The organism is Streptomyces sp. NPDC055099 (assembly GCF_053607685.1).
In genome coordinates this window covers 460,850-479,626 of sequence record NZ_JBSGUA010000002.1, presented here as the reverse complement: position 1 = coordinate 479,626, position 18,777 = coordinate 460,850, and the positions used below count along the sequence as shown (strand labels likewise).

The following is an 18,777-nucleotide window of genomic DNA, read 5'->3' as shown; positions in this document are numbered from 1 at the left end:
GCCGCTCACTCCGCCGCTCAGGCCAGCACCTTCTCCTTGGCCTTCTCGTACTCCTCGGTGGTGATGTCGCCGTTCTTCCGCAGCTCGGCGAGGCGCGCCAGCTCGTCGACGTGGCCGCCGCCCGGTCCTGAGCCGGCCGCCTTCTGCACGTAGGCGAGGAACGCCTGCTCCTGTTCCTTGGCCTGTGCCACATCGCGCTCGCTCATGCTGCGGCCGCGCGCGATGAGGTACACGAGGACGCCGAGGAACGGGAGGACGAGGACGAAGATGAGCCAGCCCGCCTTCCACCAGCCGCTGAGCGTGTGATCGCGGAACAGATCGGTGATCACCTTGAACAGCAGGAAGAACCACATGATCCACAGGAAGAGGTAGAGCATCGTCAGGAACAGATTCAGCAGCGGGTAGTCGTCCATGGCGGGTGCCCCTTTCACGGAGTCCGCGAGGTCGCGGAATCAATTCCCGTGCACCAGGCATATCTCCGAAAACGGGCGCCCGCATCTTGGACGGCCGGAGCCCGCGATCAGGGCCCCCGTGCTCAGGGCCCTAGGCGGTATGCGGCGCGGTCCCGCCAGCGTGTGCCGTCGAAGGCGATGAGGTGGACCGCCCGGACGTGACAGCTCAGCGGCAGCAGGGGCTCCAGTTCGGCCTGCAAGGCGTCGTAGGCGGCGTCCTGGGTCGCGGGGCCCTCGTGGTTGGCGACCGTCAGGTGCGGGGCGAGCGGCGGGTCGAATATCCCCCGGTAGGGCACGGCTTCCGGCCAGCGCGCCGTGAGGTCCTTGGCCAGGGCCGTGACCGGGGCGTGCGGCCACGGGTCGAGGTAGAGCACACCGGGATAGCGGGCGAACTCGGCGAAGGTCAGCGTGAAGGCGTCATGACCGGCGAAGAGAGCGGCCAGATCGCGGCGGGCCGTGGCGTCGAGGCGGCTCTCGTGCACGAAGGGGTAGAGCACCGTCACATGGGCCGGGACCCCCGCCCGGACCAGCGGATCGGCTTCGGGCACCTTGATCGTCAGGGCGGTGTCACCCGGTGTGTCCGGCCACCCGCCCCCCGCGGGCTCCCGCTCGGCACGCTCTTCCTCGGCATTCATCACGCGCAATGATCGCACCGGGCGCGGATTGCCCGCGTTCCGGCGGAATGGGCGGGCCCCCGCCGGAGTTCGATCAGACATGACGACCGATCAGCGCACCATCACGAACCCGGACACACTCCACGACCCGACGCCGTTCGGCTACAGCCACGCCGTGTCGGCGCCCGGCGAACTCGTCTTCATCGGCGGCCAGTACGCCTCCGACGCCACCGGCGCCCCGGTGCCCGGCGACTTCGCCACGCAGGTGGACCTGGCCTTCGACAGGCTGCTGTCGGCCCTGGAGGGCGTCGGCCTCGGATACGAGCACGTCGTCCGGCTCGGCACGTTCATCGTCGCCCACGACCTGGAGAAGCTGGAGATCCTCGGCAAGGCACTGCACGCACGCTTCGGCGACCGGCTCCCCGCGCAGACACTGAGCGGTGTGGCCTCGCTCGCGCTGCCGGGCATGCTGTTCGAGGTCGACGCCGTGGCAGCGCGGCCGTAAGAGCGGAAGGGACTTCGAGCATGGCGAACAACGCCCTCCTCGTGATGGACGTCCAGCGCGAGATCGTGGACCTCGCCGACGACGGCTCGGGGTATCTCCCGCGGCTGCGCCGGGCGATCGACGGAGCCCGCGCGGCGGACATCCCCGTGATCTACGTGGCCATCGCGTTACGGCCGGGCCCCGCGGGCGTCAGCCCCCGCAACAAGGCACTCACCGCCGTGGCGCGGGCGGGCCTGCACGCCGAAGGCGGGCCCGGCACCGAGATCCACCCCGACATCGCGCCGCGGGCGGGCGACACCGTGATCACCAAGCGGCGCGGGAGCGCGTTCTCGGGCAGCGACCTGGAGCTGGTGCTCAGGGCGCGCGACATCGACCACCTCGTCCTCACCGGCATCGCCACCAGCGGCGTGGTGCTGCACACCGCGTGTCACGCCAACGACCACGACCTCGGGCTCACCGTCCTGTCGGACGCCTGCCTCGATCTGGACCCCGAGGTGCACGACGTCCTGATCGGCAAGCTCTTCCCGCAGTGGGCGGAGGTCATCGCCGTGGAGGAGTGGCTCAAGGCCGTGGAAGCCCGGTAGCCCCTGGGAGCCGCTTGCTCAGACCTCGGTGACGGCCGTCAGCACGACGGCCGAGTCATCCAGCGCGGTCAGGCCGTGGCGCTCGTGCGGGATGGGCGCGAACTCACCCTCGCCCAGTTCGAGGGTGTCGCTCCCCGTGGTGAGTCCGACCCGGCCGCGCAGGACGAACAGGGTCGCGGCCGTGGGTGTTTCGTGCTCGCTCAGCTCGGTGCCGGAGGTGAGCACGATCAGGCTCTGCCGCAGCGGACCGTCGTGCAGGAGCAGCTCCGCGCTGCGCCCGTGTGCGGCGGTGCGGGCCTTTTCGAGGTGCTCGCCGACGAGGGCGTAGAGGTCGGCCACGGGAGATCCCTTCGACGGGGCGCGTGCGCACCCGCGGTACGGACATGCGCCCCCCAGTGTTCCCCTTGCCCGCGTGGGCCGCATCCGGCGGGCGGAACCTGATCACCCGATGGTGGCGTCCTACCAGCCACGCGTCGCTCACGGCCGGGGAGCGGGGGAGTCAGGGGAGTCAGGGGAGTCGAGTGGAGCGAGTGGACAGCGGGGCGGCGCCGGAGACGCGGAGCGCTCGCCCGTGGCGAAGGCCGGGGCGCGGTCACTGGCCGCGGTGGGGAGAGGCCGCGACGGGCCGGTCGCCCTGGGCACGCGGCCGGATTCTCGCCGCGCAGGCCGCTCTGACCGCCGCCGTGCTGGTTTTCCACTCCGCGGTGCCCAACACCGTCGGCCGCGTCGGCAGCCTCCTGGAGACGTTCCTGCCGTGGCTCGGCCTCGCCGTTCCCCTGCTGCTCGTCTTGGCTCTGCTGCGCCGCTCAGCCCTGGCGCTGGTGGCCCTGCTGCTCCCCGTGGCCGCGTGGGGAATCCTTTTCGGCGGGCGTGCGACCGCCGGGGGCGGCGGAGCCCACGACATCACGGCCGTCCAGCACAACGTCAGCGACGTGAACGCCGACCCCGCGGGCACCGCGCGCGCCCTGAGCGACGCCGGGCCGGACCTGATCGCCCTGGAGGAGGTGACACCGTCCGCGCTGCCCGCGTACGAGAAGGAACTGGCGCCGAAGTATCCGCACCGCGCCGTGCGGGGCACGGTCGGACTCTGGTCGAAGCATCCGCTGACGGACGTCAGGGCGGTGGACATCAGGCCGGAGGGCGTCGGGAAGGGCTGGAACCGCGGGGTGCGGGCGACGGCGCGTACGCCGTGGGGCGCTGTCGCGGTGTACGTCGCCCACCTGCCGTCCGTGCGCGTGCAGTGGAACGGTTTCAGTTCCGGGCGCCGGGACGAGAGCGCGGGCCTGCTGGGCGCGGCGCTGGCCGCCGAGAAGCTGGAGAAGGTGATTCTGCTGGGCGACCTCAACGGCACGGTGGACGACCGCGGCCTGGACCCGGTCCTCACGCGCCTGGACTCGGCGGGGCGGGAGTTCGCCTTCAGCTGGCCGGCTTCCTTCCCCGTCTCCCGGATCGACCACGTCATGACCCGCTCGGCGACCGTCACCGACGTCCGGACACTGCCCGCCACGGGAAGCGACCACCTCCCGGTCACCGCCGGCATCACTTTCGCTCCTTGATCAGGGGTCAGGATGCGGTGATCGGTGGCGAGGTGCTGTGCGCGGCGGTACGGGATGTGCCGGCCGCGCTCCTGGCTCCGATCGGTCAGGACCTGTCGCTCCTGCCGATGACCGAGGCCCTGCTCGACTCCTTCGCGGACGGCGGCGGTCACGGCGTACTGGGGTTCTGGCGGTTTCGGACAGGTTCGCGAAGATCCTCGCCGACTGGTCGGCTGCCGGCCGCGGCCCCAGGCAAGGACGAGTTCACCGCCGTGGGCCTTGGTCAAAGGAAGCTGACGTTCTGGGCCAGGGACAGGTGGCCGGAGTAGTTGATGGTGTTGGTGGCCGGTCGCATGTACGCCCGCCAGGCGTCGGAGCCTGACTCGCGGCCGCCGCCCGTCTCCTTCTCGCCGCCGAACGCGCCCCCGATCTCGGCGCCGGACGTGCCGATGTTGACGTTGGCGATTCCGCAGTCGGATCCCTCGCTGGACAGGAAGAACTCGGCCTCCTGCTGGTCGCGCGTGAAGATGCTGGAGGACAGCCCCTGCGGGACGTCGTTGTGCAGCGCGACGGCCTCCTCCAGGGTGTCGTACGTGAGCACGTACAGGATGGGCGCGAAGGTCTCCTGGCGTACGACGTCGGTCTGTTCGTCGACGCGGACGAGGACCGGCTCGGCGTAGGCGGCTCGCGGCGCCGCGTCCGCCGGCCGCCTGTTGCCGCCGGCGAGGATCTTGCCTCCTTGCGCCTGTACGCGGGTGAGCGCGTCCTGCATGCCGTCGAGGGCCGCGGGGGAGATGAGCGGGCCGACGAGGGTGCTCTCGTCGAAGGGGTCACCGATCGGCAGCTTGGCGTACGCGGCCGAAAGGCGCGCGATGAGCGTGTCGGCGATGTCGCGGTGGACGATGAGACGGCGCAGCGTGGTGCACCGCTGGCCCGCCGTGCCCGCCGCCGCGAAGACGATGCCCCGCACCGCCAGGTCGAGGTCGGCCGAAGGCGCCACCACCGCGGCGTTGTTGCCGCCGAGTTCCAGCAGGCAGCGCCCGAACCGTGCCGCCACGCGCGGCCCGACCTCGCGGCCCATGCGGGTGGACCCGGTGGCGCTGACGAGCGCGACGCGCGGGTCGTCGACCAGGCGCTCGCCCACCGCGCGGTCACCGAGCAGCAGACGGTGCACGTCGGCCGGGGCGCCGGTCTCCTCCGCGGCCCGCGCCAGCAGCCGGTCGCAGGCCAGCGAGATCAGCGGGGTCAGCTCGGAGGGCTTCCAGACCACGGTGTCGCCGCAGGCCAACGCCACCGCGGTGTTCCACGACCAGACCGCGGCGGGGAAGTTGAACGCGGAGATCACCCCGACCACCCCGAGCGGATGCCAGGTCTCGGCGAGCCGGTGGCCGGGTCGCTCGGAGGCGATGGTGCGGCCGTAGAGCTGGCGCGAGAGACCGACCGCGAAGTCACAGATGTCGATCATCTCCTGGACCTCGCCCAACGCCTCGGAGCGGATCTTGCCCGCCTCGATCGTGATCAGGTCGGCCAGGTCGCCCTTGTGGACGCGCAGCAACTCGCTCAGACAGCGCACGAGTTCACCCCTGCGAGGTGCCGGTGTGGTGCGCCAGACGAGGAACGCCTCGCGGGCGGCGGCGACGGCGTCCCCCGTATCGGCATCGGTCGACGCGGTCAGGCCGAAGAGGTCCTCGCCCGTGATGGGCGTACGCGCCTGGAAGTCGCCGCCCTCCGGCACGTTCACGCCGAGTCGCCGCAGGCTCGCGCGGGCACGGGTGCGCAGGTCGTCGGTGGTGGGCAGGGCGGTGTTCAGGGCGGTGGTCCCGGTCATGACGCTCCCTGGGTGAGGTGTGCGGGTTGGGGCCGAGGGCGGAGGGGATCAGTGGTGTGTTTCGTCGGTGTCGTCGATGTCCTCGATGGCGAGGCCCAGTTCGCGGCCTGCCTGGGTGATCGAGAGGCTCCGCTGACGCGCATAGAGGGCGTACGGGTCCAGAACCTCGCGGCCGATGGCACCGGACAGCCAGTCGCTGTCGTACGAGGCGCCCTGCTGCCCGGTGTTCCGGGAGCCCTCGCCACTGAGGTTGGACTGGAAGATGCCCGCGGCGGAACGCGGCAGGAAGTCCTCGTAGACGACGGGCTCGGCCCGCACCCAGCCACGCCGCTCCAACTCCCCAATAGATATGGGGGGTTGTGTGCCGTTTCGCGGGCGGTCGGGCGCGGCGTGGTAGGTGAAGTAGGCCAGCCCCTGTGCGGCGAGTTCACGCTCGGTGGCCGGCACATGTGCGGTCCACAGGGCACGGGCCACCTCGGTGCGGTCGGCCGCCGGGCGCCGGGCGGTCTCGTCGTCGACCAGCGCGAGCAGGCGGTCGTAGAGCGCGCGGCCCGCCGGGGTGAGGGCGATGCCGCGGGCCTCGACCTCGCCGAACCGCACCCGCAGGGCACCGCGGACGACGCTGCCGTCGGGCAGGCGCAGGGCACGCGGTTCGGCGAGGGCGCGGAAGGACGTCTGGCGCAGCAGCAGGTCGGGTCCCTTCCAGCCGGGCGGGCCCTGGATCGCGTCGATCATCTCGATCCCGCGGCCGGTCATCCGCCGGTACAGCTCGTCTATGTCCAGGACGCGCGGGGTGAGGTGGTTGATGTGGGTGGAGCGGACGCCCCCGATGTCCGCGGCGACCGCCGACACCCTCTCCAGCTCCTCGTACCAGGCGCGGTCGATCGGCTCGGCCGACAACTCGAAGGCCTGGACGGCGAGACGGAGGAAACGCCCGGCATCCGCCTCGGGCAATTCGCGCTCCGCCTCGGCCCGGTCGGCCAGGGCGAGCAGTTCCGGCGGGAAGAGTTCGCGCCCGGCGAGGAAGGTCTCGAGCCGGGAGCGCAGGCCCGCGTCGAAGAAGCGCGGGTCCGCGGTCGTGAGCAGCGAGGTGAAGACCCGGAAGGGATTAAGCGCCAGCTCATCGGCGTCCACCGGGCGAAAGGCCGTCGACACGACCGGCACCGCGCTCGCTGCCGCCTCCCGCAGGTCGTAGAAGCCGACCGGACGCATGCCGAGGGCGCCGAACACCCGGGCCACGTCGCGTAGTTCGGCGGGAGTGCCCACGCGGATGGCGCCGTGCCGCTCCGCGGTGACCCGGCTGATGGAGCCGAGCCGTTGGGCATCGGCACCCTGCGCGCGCAGCGTGTCCTCGTTCACCTCGCGTGAGACGTCCACGAGCGTGTTGTAGGCCGGGACCTCCCGCCCGTACATCTCCGAGAGTCGCGCGGCGAAGGCGGCCCGCAACTGCCACTGGCTGATCATCGATGGTCTGCCTTTCGAACTGCCGGGTGCCGGGTGCCGGATGCCGATGCGGAGGGTGTGCGGCTCACACGACATGGACCTCGGGGCGGGGCGCGGACCCGGCCCGGAAGCGGTCGGCGCTCATCGGTGCGATGTCGACGCATGGCGCACGTCCCAGATGCAGATCGCGCACGATCTCGCCGACCGCCGGTGCCTGGAGGAAGCCATGCCCCGAGAACCCGGTGGCGTAGAAGAAGTTGGGGAGTTCTCCGGAGCGCCCGATCAAGGCGTTGTGGTCGGGCGTGACCTCGTAGAGGCCCGCCCAGCCGCCGACGGTCGGCATGGTGGCGAGGGCGGGGGCGCGACGGCGTACGACATCCCGGAACAGGTCGAGCCACTCCGGGGTCCAGGTGGTGTCGAAGCCATCGGTCTGGCGGGGGTCCGCGAGGCCGAGGAGCAGACCGTCGTCGCTGTTGTGGAAGTACGCCGACGACGTGAAGTCGATGGTGAAGGGGATGCGCGGGGCGGACGGGGACAGCCGCTCAGTGAAAGCGAGTTGGCGGCGGACGGGCCGTACCGGCAGGTCCACGCCGACCATGGCGCCGATCTGCTCGGACCACGCGCCCGCCGCGCAGATGACGGTGGAGCAGAAGACATGGCCGCGGTCGGTGTGCACGGCGCTGACGCGGTCGCCGGTGGTGTCCATGCCGGTGACGCGGGTGTGCGTGGCGAGGCGGACACCCGCACGGGCCGCCGCCTCGGCGTAACCGTGCACGACCAGGCCGGGCCGTGCGTGTCCGTCGGTGGGGGAGTGCACGGCGGCCACGAGGCCGTCGGTGCTCAGATACGGGCACAGGCGCCGGGCCTCGTCGGCACCGATCACGCGGCTCGGCACGCCCAGGCCGTTCTGGAGCCGCACGCTCTTGGTGAACTCCGTGACCTGCCGCTCCTCGGTGAGCAGGAAGAGATAGCCCACGGTGTCCAGACGGATGTCCGCGCCGGGCCGGTGCGGGAAATCCTGAAAGGCGCGCAGACTCCGGCGCCCGAGCTCGATGTTGAGCGGGTCGGAGAAGTGGGCGCGCACCCCGCCGATGGGTTTGCCGGAACTGCCGCAGGCGAGTTCGCCGCGTTCGACGACGAGGATGTCCCGCACGCCGGCCTCGGCGAGATGGAAGGCGATGGAGGCACCCATCACGCCCCCGCCGACGATCACCACATCGGCGGTCGACGGAAGGGCATGGAAGGCGGGGGTGGCGGAGGGGCGAGGTGCGGAGGACGGGCGCGCCGCGGAGGGCGGACGCGGTGAACGGGGCATGAGGGGCCCATCCTTTCCAGAGACCGGGCGCCCGGACGAGGTGACATGAGGGGGCGTCAGTTCACGGGCGTGGCATGGCCGTCAGCAACGTGCGCGGAAGCTCGGTGACGTGCGGGGCGCCGATCAGCCGACTGTCCGCCATCGTGACGCACGCCCACCGTTGACGTCCATGAACAGTTCCTGCTCCTGATCTTTGACGGTCTCTATACGGTCGCCTCATGGACTGGACGAGTTCCCAGCTGCGCTCCCTGGTCGAGCTGACCCGGCGCGGCACCATCACCGCCGTCGCGCACGCGCTCGGCTACACCCCGGGCGGCGTCTCCCAGCAGATCGCCGCGCTGGAGAGGGCCGCGGGCACGCCGCTGCTGCGCCGGGCGGGCCGCCGGGTGGAGCTGACCGACGCCGGGACCGCGCTGGCCCGGCACGCGGAGCGAATCCTGGCCGCGGAGGCCGAAGCCGTCGAGGAGCTGGAGCGCGGTAGCGGCGTGGTCCGCGGCACGCTGCTGGTCGGCCTGTTCGCCACGGCCGCCGCCGAGATCCTGCCGCCGGCCCTGCGCCAGGTACACGCGGCCCACCCCGAACTCGCCGTGCACAGCCGTGACATGGACGTGGACGAGGTGTATGACGCCGTCGCCTCGGGAGGCGTCGACCTGGCGCTCGGCCTCGACTACCCGGACGTGCCCATCCCGCGCGACGCCGCCCTGCGTGTGACCCGGCTCTACCGCGAGCGCTTCGGCCTCGCGGTGCCCACCGGCTGGATGGGCGGCCGGGAGCGCGCCGCCCTCGCCGACACCCGGGAGCTGGCGTGGATCCTGCCGTCTCCCGACAGCTACTACGGCAGAGCCGTCCGCACCGCGTGCCGTCGCGCGGGCCTCGAACCGGACGTGCGGCACGAGGTCACCGACACCGCGGCGACCCTGGCGCTCGTCGAGGCGGGCATCGGCGTGAGCACGGTGACCGAGCTGATGCTCGGCCTGCGCGCCTCGCGCTTCGACGTGCTGCGACTGCGGGAGAGGATCGAGCGGCACATCGTCGTGGTGTGCCGCGCCTCCGCCGAACGGCGCCCGGCCGTGGCCGCCCTGGTCGAGGTGTTGCGGACGGTGGCCGACCAGCGGTGCGGGCCACACGCGTAGGGCCTGTGCCCACGCGGGGAGTCCGCGCTCCGGCCTGGGGCCCGCACCCGCGTGCGGGCCCTTCGATCGGCCCCCGTCACCCCTCGCGCAAGGCCATGACCAGATCGCGCGGCAGACCGTGGGTGTCGTGGAGATAGTGGAACTCCTCCTCGCCGAGCGGGCCCCGGAACCGGGGCCGGGCCAGTACCTGCCGCCCCCGCTCCAGGAGCCGCCGGAACCGCCGCTCCTCCTCCACCAGGACGCGGTGCACGTCGTCCGGGTCCACGCCCTGACGGAAGTGATCAAGGGTGTGCTCCACCAACTCACGCGGCAGATCGCCCAGTTGGCGCGAGTTGTCCTCGCGCCACAGCACGGTCAGTGCACGCCTTACGAGCCGGCGCAGCACGTAGCCGCGGCCGGTGTTGGCGGGACGCACCCCGTCGCCGATCACCACCATGGCCGAGCGGAGGTGGTCGCAGACCACCCGCAGCGATGTCTCGTCCACCTGCCACAGGCCCGGCACGGTCCGGCGCCAGGGGTCGAAGAGGTCGCACTCGAACACCGATGTCTTTCCCTGCAGGCGCGAGGCCAGCCGCTCAAGACCGAGGCCGGTGTCGATGTTGCGCTGGGGGAGCGGCACCAGTGACCCGTCGTCGAGCCGGCGGTGGCGCATCATCACGTGGTTCCACACCTCCACCCAGCGGTCGTCACCTGTCGGCGTGGACTCGGGCGGGGTGTCGCCGGTCCACAGGAAGATCTCGGAGTCGGGACCGCACGGTCCGGTGGGCCCGTTGTCCCACCAGTTGTCCTCGACGGTGAGCTCCACCGGAACCCCGCGCTCCTGCCACACACCGAGGGAGGCGGTGTCGGGCCCGACCTGGTCGTCGCCGCCGAAGACGGTGGCGTGCAGGAACCGCGGGTCGATGCCGAACCCGTCGGTGAGCAGGTCGTATCCCCAGTCGAGGCTCCGCTGCCCCTCGTAGTCGCCGAGCGACCAGGTGCCGAGCATCTCGAAGACGGTCAGATGGGTGGAGTCACCGACCTCGTCCAGGTCCGTGGTCCGCAGACAGCGCTGCACGTTGACGAGCCGCCTGCCGAGCGGATGCGGCCGCCCCTCCAGATAGGGCGTGAGGGGATGCATGCCCGAGGTGGTGAACAGCACCGGATCGCCGGGCGGGGGCATCAGCGTCGAGCCGGTGATCCGGCGGTGGCCGCGCTCCTCGTAGTACTCGACGAACGTACGGACGACGTCCTCGGTGGTCATTTCGTTGATGCTCATGGGTGGCTCCTTCGCGTGCGCGGCGGGGAGGCGCCGGACATCGGGTCCGCCACAGGAGCCGGGGCGACAGGGCCACGGAGAAACCACCGGCGGACCGTGTCCGGTCGCCGGTGGAAAGGGGAATGACGTCAGGCGGCGGCGACCGGCGAGCTGGGCGCTCGCGCGGTCGCGGTGGTGAAAAGGCCGTTGACGTTCATGCGGCCGAGGATAACGCGCACCGATATTGGGGGCACGCGATTTTTCTCGGGCGACGGTCCGGCGCCTCACTGTCGGGGCCAGCGGCAGGAGTTGCCTGTGACTACCACGGACGGAGTACCGCGGCCGTGGTAGCCACCTCGCAATAGTGCCTTCATACGCACGTCGACGCGGCAGACCCTGATCACGAGGATTGAGCGCAACGCTCAATGACTCGAGGAGAAGACGATGCCAAGCGAGACTCCCCGTACGGATGGAGCTCTGGCGGGACTGGCCCGGTTCTGTTTCCGGCGCCGCCGGCTGGTCCTCCTGACGTGGATCGTCGGCGTGATCGCCCTCGCGTTCGTCGGATTCGGATTCGGCGCCGCGTCCGACAACGACTTCACGGGCGGAGACTCCGGGTCCGCCAAGGCCCAGGTACTGGTCGAGAAGCACTTCCCCGAGCAGCAGGGCGACACGCTGACTCTCGCCATCAAGGCGGAGAAGGGCATCGACGACCCGGCCGCCCGGAAGAAGATCGAGAAGGTCGTCGCCGAACTGTCCGACTACTCCGTCACCGGCCCGGTGACCTCGCCGTACGAGGACAAGGACCTGGTGACGGAGGATCGTCGCATCGCGCGCACGACGATCCCGCTCACCGACAAGGACGTGGCGAAGACCGAGGTCAAGCCCTTGGTGGACACGGTCAAGGACGCCTCGGGTGACGGCGTGATCCTGGGGCTCGGCGGGGACAAGGCGGAGAAGGCCGAGACTCCCAAGCAGGGGCCGGCCGAGAGCGTCGGCGTCCTTGCGGCAGCGGTGATCCTGTTCATCGCCTTCGGGTCGCTCGTGGCGATGGGCCTGCCGATCGTGACCGCGCTGATGGCGATCCTCGGCGGCATCGCCCTGATCAAGCTCGTCGGGCATCTGGTCCCCTCGCCCGACTTCACCGTGCTCGTCGCCGCGTTGATCGGTCTCGGTGTCGGCATCGACTACGCGCTGTTCATCGTGACGCGCTACAAGGAGAGCCTGCAGGAAGGCGACGAGCCCGAAGCCGCCACCGTCAAGGCCATCACGACCGCGGGTCACGCGGTGCTGTTCGCCGGAACCACCGTCGTGCTCGCCCTGCTGGGTCTGGTCACCATGGGCCAGCGGCTGATGACCGGTGTGGCCATCGGCGCTTCGGTGACGGTGCTGGTGACGATGATCGCCGCGGTGACCCTCCTGCCGGCCTTCCTCGGCTTCACCGGCCACAAGATCAACTCGTTGCGCCTGCCCCGCCGCACGTCGCGCAAGAACCGCGGCAAGCCCGCCGCTGTCCCCTCCCGCGAGCGTCGTACGCCCGCCGAGCGCTGGGCCGGCGTGGTGCAGCGAAAGCCGCTGATCGCCGCGGTGCTGGCCGGAACGGGCCTGGTCGTGCTCGCTCTCCCCGCGCTGTCGATGCGGCTGAGCCTGCCCGACGCCAGCGTGCAGCCCCGCGACAGGAGCAGCTACACCTCGTACGAGATCGTCTCCGAGGGCTTCGGTCCCGGCTATGGCGCGCCCCTGATCTTCGCCACCGAGATCGACTCCAAGGACGCCGATCTGAGTCCCGTCGTCGAGGCGGTCAGAAAGACCGAGGGCATCGCCTACGCCACGCAGCCGCGGGTCAGCAAGGACGAGCGGGCCGCCACCTTCATGGCCTTCCCCAAGACCGGGTACCAGGACGAGGCGACCACGGATCTGGTGCACGAGCTCCGCGACGACGTGCTGTCCAAGGCGGCCGGTGACCAGGAGGTCTACGTCGGCGGCCCCAACGCCGGTGCGAGCGACTTCGCCGAGGAGACCGGCTCCCGCCTGCCCTTCATGATCGCCATCGTCATCGTGATGTCCTTGCTGCTGCTGATCGCGCTGGTCAGGTCGGTCACGATCGCGCTGCAGGCCGCCGTGATGAACCTGCTGTCGATCGGTGCCGCCTACGGCGTGCTGGTGGCGGTCGTGCAGTGGGGCTGGCTCGGCTCGGCCCTCGGCTTCCCCACCGAGATGCCGATCACGACATGGGTGCCGATGATGATGTTCCCGGTGCTCTTTGGTCTCTCGATGGACTATGAGGTCTTCCTGATCTCGCGGGTCCGTGAGGAGTACGAGCGCACGGGTGACACCCGGATCGCCGTGACCCGCGGCCTCGCACGTACGGCCAAGGTCATCACGGCCGCGGCCGCCATCATGATCGCCGTCTTCACGACCTCCCTGCTCGGCCCCGACGTCTCGATCAAGCAGATCGGTCTGGGCATGGCCGTGGCGGTGTTCATCGACGCCACCGTCATCCGGATGGTCCTCGTGCCTGCGGTGATGGAGCTGTGCGGCAAGGCCAACTGGTGGATGCCGGGCACCCGGAAGACGGCACCGACCCCGGCTTCGCCGGCCGGGGTGGAGGAGAAGGCCAGGGTCTGACCCGGCGTGAAGCCGGAGTGCGGGAAACTCGTGGGCTGAGATTCCCGCACTCCATTTCATGCTTTCGCGCGGTGCATTTCGTGCCCCCGTTCCAGGTGAACGGGGGCTTTAGAGTTGCATCGCAAGGGTGAATATATGAGGTGGCGACCCATTACTTATGTCATGGTCGGCTGTGGTAGCCCGTAACGCAGGTAGGCGTGAGCCCTGCACTCGGATGCCATGACAAAACTTCTATGGAAACAACTGAAAATTCAGGCCATGATTTCGCTATGCTGTCTGGAAAGCTCCGGTGGAATTATCGCGGGGTCGGCCGGGTTGGTGTCCGCGGCGCGCGACAGATTTTCCATACGTTCGGTGTTCTGTAGTCGATCAACTTTCGAGTGTGCTCTCCAGTCGCACGAGCATAATCTGAGTGAGGTTATGGCAATGAGACCGACGATAGTGAAGCAGCAGCAAGAAGTCGTGTCCGGAGTCGGAAGTTCCGCCAAGTGGTCAGCGCTGGCAGTATTGAACGAAGAGGACAAAAGCCAACTCTTGCGGGACATGCTCAGGGCCGACGTGGACGACGAACTGCTCGACTTCGCGGCCGGGGCCAGCGGAAACCCTCTGTTGCTCGCCGAACTCGCGCTCGGACTCGTGGAAGAGGGGATCATCAAGGAACGCGAGGGGACGGTACGGCTGCTCGGCCGGAAGGTTCCACGGCGCGTGCTCGTGTTCGTGAAGAATCGGTTGCGCGATCTGAGCCCGAATGGTCAGCAGTTCCTGAAGGTCGCCGCGGTGCTGGGAAAATCATTCATGCTGGAGGACGTGTCCAGAATGCTGGACCGATCCTCGGCCACCTTGCTTCCGGCATTGGACGAGGCGATGGCGGCGGGCTTCATCATCGCGGCGGAGCATCAATTCTCTTTCCCCAGTGACTTCCTTTTGCATGGCGTCATGGAGTCCATTCCCGCTCCCGCCCGCAGCGCATTGCAGCGCGAGGCGCTCGGAGAGTCCGGAAGGCGGTCGCAGGCGTACGATCAGCAATTCTGGGTCACCGGGCGGCCGGCGGAACCCTCCGAGCGCTTCAAGGAGGAAACCGAAGGAGCATGCTCGCGGGCCCACAGCTTGATGATGAACGGAAAGGCGACAGCCGGTATACGGGCCGCCGAGCGCGTTCTCTCCAGCCCGGGCGCGTCCGCTGCCGACCGGCAGGACGCGGAGGCGTCCGTGATCCTGGGCCACTGCCTCCTAGGCCAAGAAGAAGCCGAAGAGAACTCCGTGCGGATCTTGCGGGAGCGAGGGACCGGGCAAGGCGATGTCGCCGCACTGATGGCCCTGACGAGCCTGTCCAACGCTCGCTGGCGCGCCGGGGAACTGGCCGAGGGGCTGAGCCTGGGGCGCACCGCGGTGCGGCACAGCGACGGCGTCGATCCCGTCTGGCGCCTGCACTTCCGGCTCGCCCTGGCGGGGAAGCTGGCCAACCTCCGGGAATTCGACAAGGCCGAGTCTTTGATCAACGACGCGGAAGTCGGTCTGCACGAACTGCCCACGCCCGTGTGGACCGCCGCGCCCGCGGCCATGCGCTCCCGGCTGTTCCTGCAGGCCGGGCGGTTCGGAGACGCCCGTCGGCAGGCGGATCTCGCGACCGCCGCGGAAGAGGGGCAGGCTGTTCCCGTACTCAGGCCCCTCGCGTACTCCGTGCTCAGCACCGTCTCCCTCTACATGGGGGACTTGCCCACCGCCGCCGAGTATTTCAAGCGCGTGCAGAGCGAGTTGGCGCGCGACGAGGTGGTATTTCACTCCGCGCAATATGCCTGGACGGAATTGCGCATCGCCGTGAAGAGGGAAGGCCCGCAGGCTGCCGTCGATCTGCTGGCGGACAAGTACAGCCACCTCCCCACCCAGCGAAGTCTGTACATCGAGGATCCAGGAGCCGCGGCCTTCCTGGTCCGCCTGGCGCTCGACGTGGGCGACACCAACCTCCTGCACCGGGTCCTCGAGACCGTGGACGGCCTCGCGGGGGACAACCCCGGTATCTCCGTGATCAGCCTCGGCGCCATGCACGCCTACGCGCTGGCCAACAGCGATCCGGCCGCATTGGCGCGCGTCATCGCGCAGTCGCCGGACCCCATCTCGGTCGCCCTGGCCACGGAGGAACTCGCCAAGCTCTATGCCGCGGCGGCCCCGGGCAAGAGACGTCAGGCCGACTCGATCTACTCGGCGCCGCAGCCCGCGAGCCCCGACGACGTCGGCTCACAGCAGAGCGCCATGTGCTGGGCCGGTCTCTCCGACATGGAGCGGCGCATCGCGTATCTGGTCAGTGTGGGAATGACGAACCGCCAGATAGCCAATCGCGTGCACTTGTCGGCGCACACGGTCAATTACCACCTCAGGAAGGTCTACAAGAAGCTGGGCATCAACACCCGTGTCGAACTGGCGCGTGGAGCCGCGCTCTATTCGAGCAGAGCCGCGATCTATTCCCTTGACGACGAGGCGGACCAAGGTGCCGGAAACATCGGCGGCGAGGCATTCTGATGTCATGTCAGCCCGCCGACCCGTGCTGACGCGAGGCGGTCATCTCGGGTGAGCAGGACTCGTTCGCCAGGAAGTGTCTGGTCAATTCGACTCTGCTGTTGATGTCGAGCTTCGAGAACACGCGCCGCAGATGGCTGTCGACGGTGTGGGGCGACAGGAACAGGATGCTCGCGGCCTCCCGGTTGGTCCGACCGTCGACGATCGCCCTGACGACGCGAAGTTCCGCACTCGTGAGGCTCTCCCAGCCCGATTTGAGGTCCGCGCCCAGACCGCGCACCTCGTGCACGCCCAGGTGGCGCAGCTTCTTCTGCACCCGGGCCGCGTCACGCTGCGCCCCGCACTCCCGGTAGAGGTCCATGGCGGACTCGAGGAGGCGAACCGCCCGAGGCTGGTTCCGCATGCTCTGTTCGACCTGCGCCGCGTCCTCGAGCGCGCTGCCCGCTGCCAGCGGGCGTCCGGCGAGCCGGTGGAGTTCCACCGCGCGGTGCAGGGCGGCGGGATCGCCGCGCAGAATACCCTCGGCGTGTTCGGCGGCACCCGCCGACGACTGCACGGTCGGGTTGCACTCGCAGACGCGACGGGCGAGGTCGGCTGCGCGCTCCGCCTCCGCGCCGAGTCCCACCTGCTTGGCCAGGCGCACGAGTGTGGCCGCCGCTGTAGGGGCCTCGGCGAAGAGCAGCGGGTCGGGGGCGTCCTGCCCCTCGGCGTCGACCAGCGACTGGACCGCCGCCGCCGGACGCCCGCCGACTGCGTGGAGCTGCGCGAGCGTCCAGTCCAGAGCGGTTCTGTCGGCTGCACCGTCGCCGGTCACCAGGCGCTCGGCCGTACGCACATGCTCGTCGGCGGTGGCGAGATCACCGCGGTGCATGCTGACGCGGGCCAGGACGAGGCGCGCGGGCACGGCGTCCTGCGGTGCGGAGCGGTCGCTCAGGCGTAACGCGGTCTCGGCTTCCACGCGCGCTTCCTCCAGGCGCCCCGCCGACGCGAGGAGTTGGGCGTGGTGGCCGTACCACAGGGGCTCCGGCCAGGGCGTCCCGCGCTTTTGCGCCTCCTGCTTGATCGCGGCGCAGACGGCGGTCGCCTCCTCGAACCGATCGGCGGCGACGAGGGCCCGGAGCAGCCACGTCCATAGCGGGCGTCCGCCCGCCTCACCGCACTCTCCGCCCGCTGCCTGTCCTGCGTCCCTGCCCGGAACGAGCGGCGCCGGCAGGCCGGCCTGCCGGCCGCGCCACGGACCCGGGACGGCGAGGCCGCTCACGCGCTTCGCCGTGCCCCCGATGGCCCCCTTCAGCTTGGCGCGGTCCAGCTCGCAGACGTCGTGGCGCGCCAGCGTCCGCTGGAGCAGCTCGGCCGACATGCCGTGGCGGCCCGCGTCCCGCAGTCCCTGCCCCAGCTCAAGGGCCAGATGCGTCTCGGCCGCGGCCTCGATGCCGGGGCGTACGGCGAGGTCCGCGAGACGCCTTGCTTCGGCGCTCCTGCCTGCCGCGGCCAGCAGACGCACGGCAGGCGCCAGGGCCCGGGGAACTTCGTCGAGCGGGTCTCCCAGCGCCGACAGGGCGCGAGCCGTCAGATCGTCGCACCCACATCCGCAACCGAGCGCTTGCGCCGGCCGAGACGCTGCGGGAGCGATGCCTGAAGGAGGGGCGCCCGCCCGGTCGGAAGGGGCGTCCACCACACTCGTCAGGGATCGGCGTGTCTGCGAAGTGGTGGCCGGCAGGGCCGAAGGGGCGAGGGCAGCCAGGGGCGTTGGTGCGACCGCGGCGGCTCCCTCGTGGAACGTCGCCTGCCGAAGTGCCTCTCCGAGCACTTCGTGGACGAAGGACAGTTCGGCCCCGGCCCTGTGCAACAAGCCCGCCTGCACCGCCTCATCGACCTGCGCGGACACTTCGGCAGCCGGCGAGCCGAGCAAGGCTGCCGCCTTCTCGACCGTGAACGTACGACCGATGCTCCGGCCGCACGTGAGCAGGCGTCGAGCCGTGGAGGGCATCGAGTCCAGCAGACCACCGACAGCGGTGTGGAAGCCCTCCGGCAGCCGGTCGGCCACGACCGAGGCCGTGCCGTTCACGACGACCACCTGTCCCGCCTGGACGAGCGCGTCGAACAGGCTCTCCACCAGCCACGGATTGCCGCCACAGCGAGCCGCCCAACTGAGCACGGACGCATCGGGCTTGGCGCCGAGGAGGTTCGTGCACAGCGTGGCCACCGCCTCGTCGTCCAGCGCCCCCAGAGGCAGCCGCACCGCGGCGTGCTCGGCCAGCCAGCCCATCGCGTGGTGGGCGAGCGAGCGGGTGGGTGTCGGCCGGCGCGCGAAGAGCCACAGCACCGGTGAGGCGGCGAGCGACTGCACGAGCCCTCGGAGCACCAGGGCACTGGCATCGTCGATGCGGTGCACGTCGTCCAGCACGACCACGAGCGGGTGGCGCCGGGACGCGTGCTCGACCAGTTCGCCCATGCGGTCCGTCAGCCAGAAGGGATTTCCGTCGGGGCGGACGAGATCGTCGAGGCCGCTCTCGCCGGGCAGCACACGCCGCAACAGGTTGATCAAAAGCTGAACGGGGGCCGGCCGATCGGTTCCGTTCACCCGTCCGGAGACCACGGCCAGGCCACGTTCGGCGCCTTCCAGGGCCGCGGTCCTCAACAGAAGGGATTTCCCCGTGCCGAAAGGCCCTTCCACGATCACACAGTTGCCGGAGCCGTGTTCGGTGGAATCCAAATGACCGCTCAAAGCAGCCAGTGTCTGTTCGCGTCCTGCCGACGTATTCATATTTACCCCCCGTGTGGACCGCAGAATCATCCAACGCTTGCCGCGGACATGGCAATGAATGTTCAACTGTCCGGCTCGGACAGTTGAACGCCGTGGCGTGAATACGTGGATGAGGGGGCACTACTCGCGCGAGTAGTGGGCACGGCGAAGCATCGTGATTACTGTCGTGCCATGCCGATTCGATGTCGAGCAGCGTAGCGACCCTGCGTGCGCTGTTCCCGA

Annotated in this window: 15 protein-coding genes; 7 read left to right on the top strand and 8 right to left on the bottom strand. The window is 70.1% G+C overall.

Annotation, left to right across the window (positions count from 1 at the left end; translation table 11 throughout):
- Positions 1 to 17 precede the first annotated feature (17 nt).
- Complete coding sequence (locus ACWFRU_RS06610; protein WP_453684998.1) at positions 18 to 413, bottom strand: SHOCT domain-containing protein; 396 nt, start codon at positions 411 to 413, stop codon at positions 18 to 20.
- 122 nt (positions 414 to 535) lie between these two features.
- Positions 536 to 1,087 carry a 2'-5' RNA ligase family protein gene (locus ACWFRU_RS06605; RefSeq protein ID WP_453684997.1) on the bottom strand — a complete coding sequence of 184 codons (552 nt, stop codon included), beginning with the start codon at positions 1,085 to 1,087 and terminating at the stop codon, positions 536 to 538.
- A gap of 79 nt (positions 1,088 to 1,166) precedes the next feature.
- On the opposite strand from ACWFRU_RS06605, the gene ACWFRU_RS06600 reads away from it, so the two are divergent.
- Both ACWFRU_RS06600 and ACWFRU_RS06595 read left to right on the top strand, forming a co-directional pair.
- Positions 1,167 to 1,571, top strand: a complete 405-nt coding sequence (locus ACWFRU_RS06600) for a RidA family protein (RefSeq protein ID WP_365818422.1) — start codon at positions 1,167 to 1,169, stop codon at positions 1,569 to 1,571.
- A 20-nt stretch (positions 1,572 to 1,591) separates the two neighbouring features.
- Positions 1,592 to 2,155 carry a cysteine hydrolase family protein gene (locus ACWFRU_RS06595; RefSeq protein ID WP_453684996.1) on the top strand — a complete coding sequence of 188 codons (564 nt, stop codon included), beginning with the start codon at positions 1,592 to 1,594 and terminating at the stop codon, positions 2,153 to 2,155.
- A gap of 18 nt (positions 2,156 to 2,173) precedes the next feature.
- Here the strand turns inward: ACWFRU_RS06595 and ACWFRU_RS06590 are convergent, their stop codons facing one another.
- On the bottom strand, positions 2,174 to 2,494 hold the full coding sequence (locus ACWFRU_RS06590) for a cupin (RefSeq protein WP_453684995.1): 321 nt from the start codon (positions 2,492 to 2,494) through the stop codon (positions 2,174 to 2,176).
- A 311-nt stretch (positions 2,495 to 2,805) separates the two neighbouring features.
- Between ACWFRU_RS06590 and ACWFRU_RS06585 the strand changes: the two genes are divergently transcribed.
- Together ACWFRU_RS06585 and ACWFRU_RS06580 are read left to right on the top strand one after the other, a co-directional pair.
- Positions 2,806 to 3,711, top strand: a complete 906-nt coding sequence (locus ACWFRU_RS06585; RefSeq protein WP_453685278.1) for an endonuclease/exonuclease/phosphatase family protein — start codon at positions 2,806 to 2,808, stop codon at positions 3,709 to 3,711.
- Positions 3,708 to 4,019 carry a hypothetical protein gene (locus ACWFRU_RS06580; protein ID WP_453684994.1) on the top strand — a complete coding sequence of 104 codons (312 nt, stop codon included), beginning with the start codon at positions 3,708 to 3,710 and terminating at the stop codon, positions 4,017 to 4,019. The genes ACWFRU_RS06585 and ACWFRU_RS06580 overlap by 4 nt, the downstream gene beginning before the upstream one ends.
- Here the strand turns inward: ACWFRU_RS06580 and amaB are convergent.
- From amaB to ACWFRU_RS06565, 3 genes are all read right to left on the bottom strand, one after another.
- Positions 3,974 to 5,518 (bottom strand): L-piperidine-6-carboxylate dehydrogenase, encoded by a 1,545-nt coding sequence (gene amaB, locus ACWFRU_RS06575; RefSeq protein ID WP_453684993.1) that lies wholly within the window; start codon positions 5,516 to 5,518, stop codon positions 3,974 to 3,976. The genes ACWFRU_RS06580 and amaB overlap by 46 nt on opposite strands.
- A gap of 48 nt (positions 5,519 to 5,566) precedes the next feature.
- A complete protein-coding gene (gene hglS, locus ACWFRU_RS06570) occupies positions 5,567 to 6,982 on the bottom strand; it encodes a 2-oxoadipate dioxygenase/decarboxylase (protein WP_453684992.1) in 1,416 nt (471 codons plus the stop codon).
- Positions 6,983 to 7,046: 64 nt separating this feature from the next.
- The gene (locus ACWFRU_RS06565; RefSeq protein WP_453684991.1) at positions 7,047 to 8,276 is read right to left on the bottom strand and encodes an NAD(P)/FAD-dependent oxidoreductase; all 1,230 of its coding nucleotides are present in this window, start codon (positions 8,274 to 8,276) and stop codon (positions 7,047 to 7,049) included.
- Positions 8,277 to 8,494: 218 nt separating this feature from the next.
- On the opposite strand from ACWFRU_RS06565, the gene ACWFRU_RS06560 reads away from it, so the two are divergent.
- Positions 8,495 to 9,409: a LysR family transcriptional regulator gene (locus ACWFRU_RS06560; RefSeq protein ID WP_453684990.1), complete on the top strand. Its 915-nt coding sequence runs from the start codon at positions 8,495 to 8,497 to the stop codon at positions 9,407 to 9,409.
- A 76-nt stretch (positions 9,410 to 9,485) separates the two neighbouring features.
- On the opposite strand, the gene ACWFRU_RS06555 is transcribed toward ACWFRU_RS06560, so the two are convergent.
- Positions 9,486 to 10,652, bottom strand: coding sequence for an alanine--tRNA ligase-related protein (locus ACWFRU_RS06555; RefSeq protein WP_453685277.1), 1,167 nt, complete (start codon positions 10,650 to 10,652; stop codon positions 9,486 to 9,488).
- Between the two features lie 438 nt (positions 10,653 to 11,090).
- Here ACWFRU_RS06555 and ACWFRU_RS06550 point away from each other — a divergent pair, with 438 nt between their 5' ends.
- Positions 11,091 to 13,274 (top strand): MMPL family transporter, encoded by a 2,184-nt coding sequence (locus tag ACWFRU_RS06550; protein WP_453684989.1) that lies wholly within the window; start codon positions 11,091 to 11,093, stop codon positions 13,272 to 13,274.
- Between the two features lie 441 nt (positions 13,275 to 13,715).
- Positions 13,716 to 15,791 carry a helix-turn-helix transcriptional regulator gene (locus ACWFRU_RS06545; protein WP_453684988.1) on the top strand — a complete coding sequence of 692 codons (2,076 nt, stop codon included), beginning with the start codon at positions 13,716 to 13,718 and terminating at the stop codon, positions 15,789 to 15,791.
- A 7-nt stretch (positions 15,792 to 15,798) separates the two neighbouring features.
- Here ACWFRU_RS06545 and ACWFRU_RS06540 read toward each other — a convergent pair whose 3' ends face one another.
- Positions 15,799 to 18,555: a BREX system ATP-binding domain-containing protein gene (locus tag ACWFRU_RS06540; protein ID WP_453684987.1), complete on the bottom strand. Its 2,757-nt coding sequence runs from the start codon at positions 18,553 to 18,555 to the stop codon at positions 15,799 to 15,801.
- Positions 18,556 to 18,777: the final 222 nt, after the last annotated feature.

Excerpts from the sequence above, each read along its gene's own strand:
- ACWFRU_RS06565 (WP_453684991.1), bottom strand. The coding sequence starts at position 8,276 with ATGCCCCGTTCACCGCGTCCGCCCTCCGCGGCGCGCCCGTCCTCCGCA.
- ACWFRU_RS06605 (WP_453684997.1), bottom strand. The coding sequence starts at position 1,087 with ATGAATGCCGAGGAAGAGCGTGCCGAGCGGGAGCCCGCGGGGGGCGGG.
- ACWFRU_RS06540 (WP_453684987.1), bottom strand. The coding sequence starts at position 18,555 with ATGAATACGTCGGCAGGACGCGAACAGACACTGGCTGCTTTGAGCGGT.
- ACWFRU_RS06555 (WP_453685277.1), bottom strand. The coding sequence starts at position 10,652 with ATGACCACCGAGGACGTCGTCCGTACGTTCGTCGAGTACTACGAGGAG.
- ACWFRU_RS06610 (WP_453684998.1), bottom strand. The coding sequence starts at position 413 with ATGGACGACTACCCGCTGCTGAATCTGTTCCTGACGATGCTCTACCTC.
- ACWFRU_RS06560 (WP_453684990.1), top strand. The coding sequence starts at position 8,495 with ATGGACTGGACGAGTTCCCAGCTGCGCTCCCTGGTCGAGCTGACCCGG.
- ACWFRU_RS06550 (WP_453684989.1), top strand. The coding sequence starts at position 11,091 with ATGCCAAGCGAGACTCCCCGTACGGATGGAGCTCTGGCGGGACTGGCC.
- ACWFRU_RS06595 (WP_453684996.1), top strand. The coding sequence starts at position 1,592 with ATGGCGAACAACGCCCTCCTCGTGATGGACGTCCAGCGCGAGATCGTG.
- amaB (WP_453684993.1), bottom strand. The coding sequence starts at position 5,518 with ATGACCGGGACCACCGCCCTGAACACCGCCCTGCCCACCACCGACGAC.
- ACWFRU_RS06600 (WP_365818422.1), top strand. The coding sequence starts at position 1,167 with ATGACGACCGATCAGCGCACCATCACGAACCCGGACACACTCCACGAC.
- hglS (WP_453684992.1), bottom strand. The coding sequence starts at position 6,982 with ATGATCAGCCAGTGGCAGTTGCGGGCCGCCTTCGCCGCGCGACTCTCG.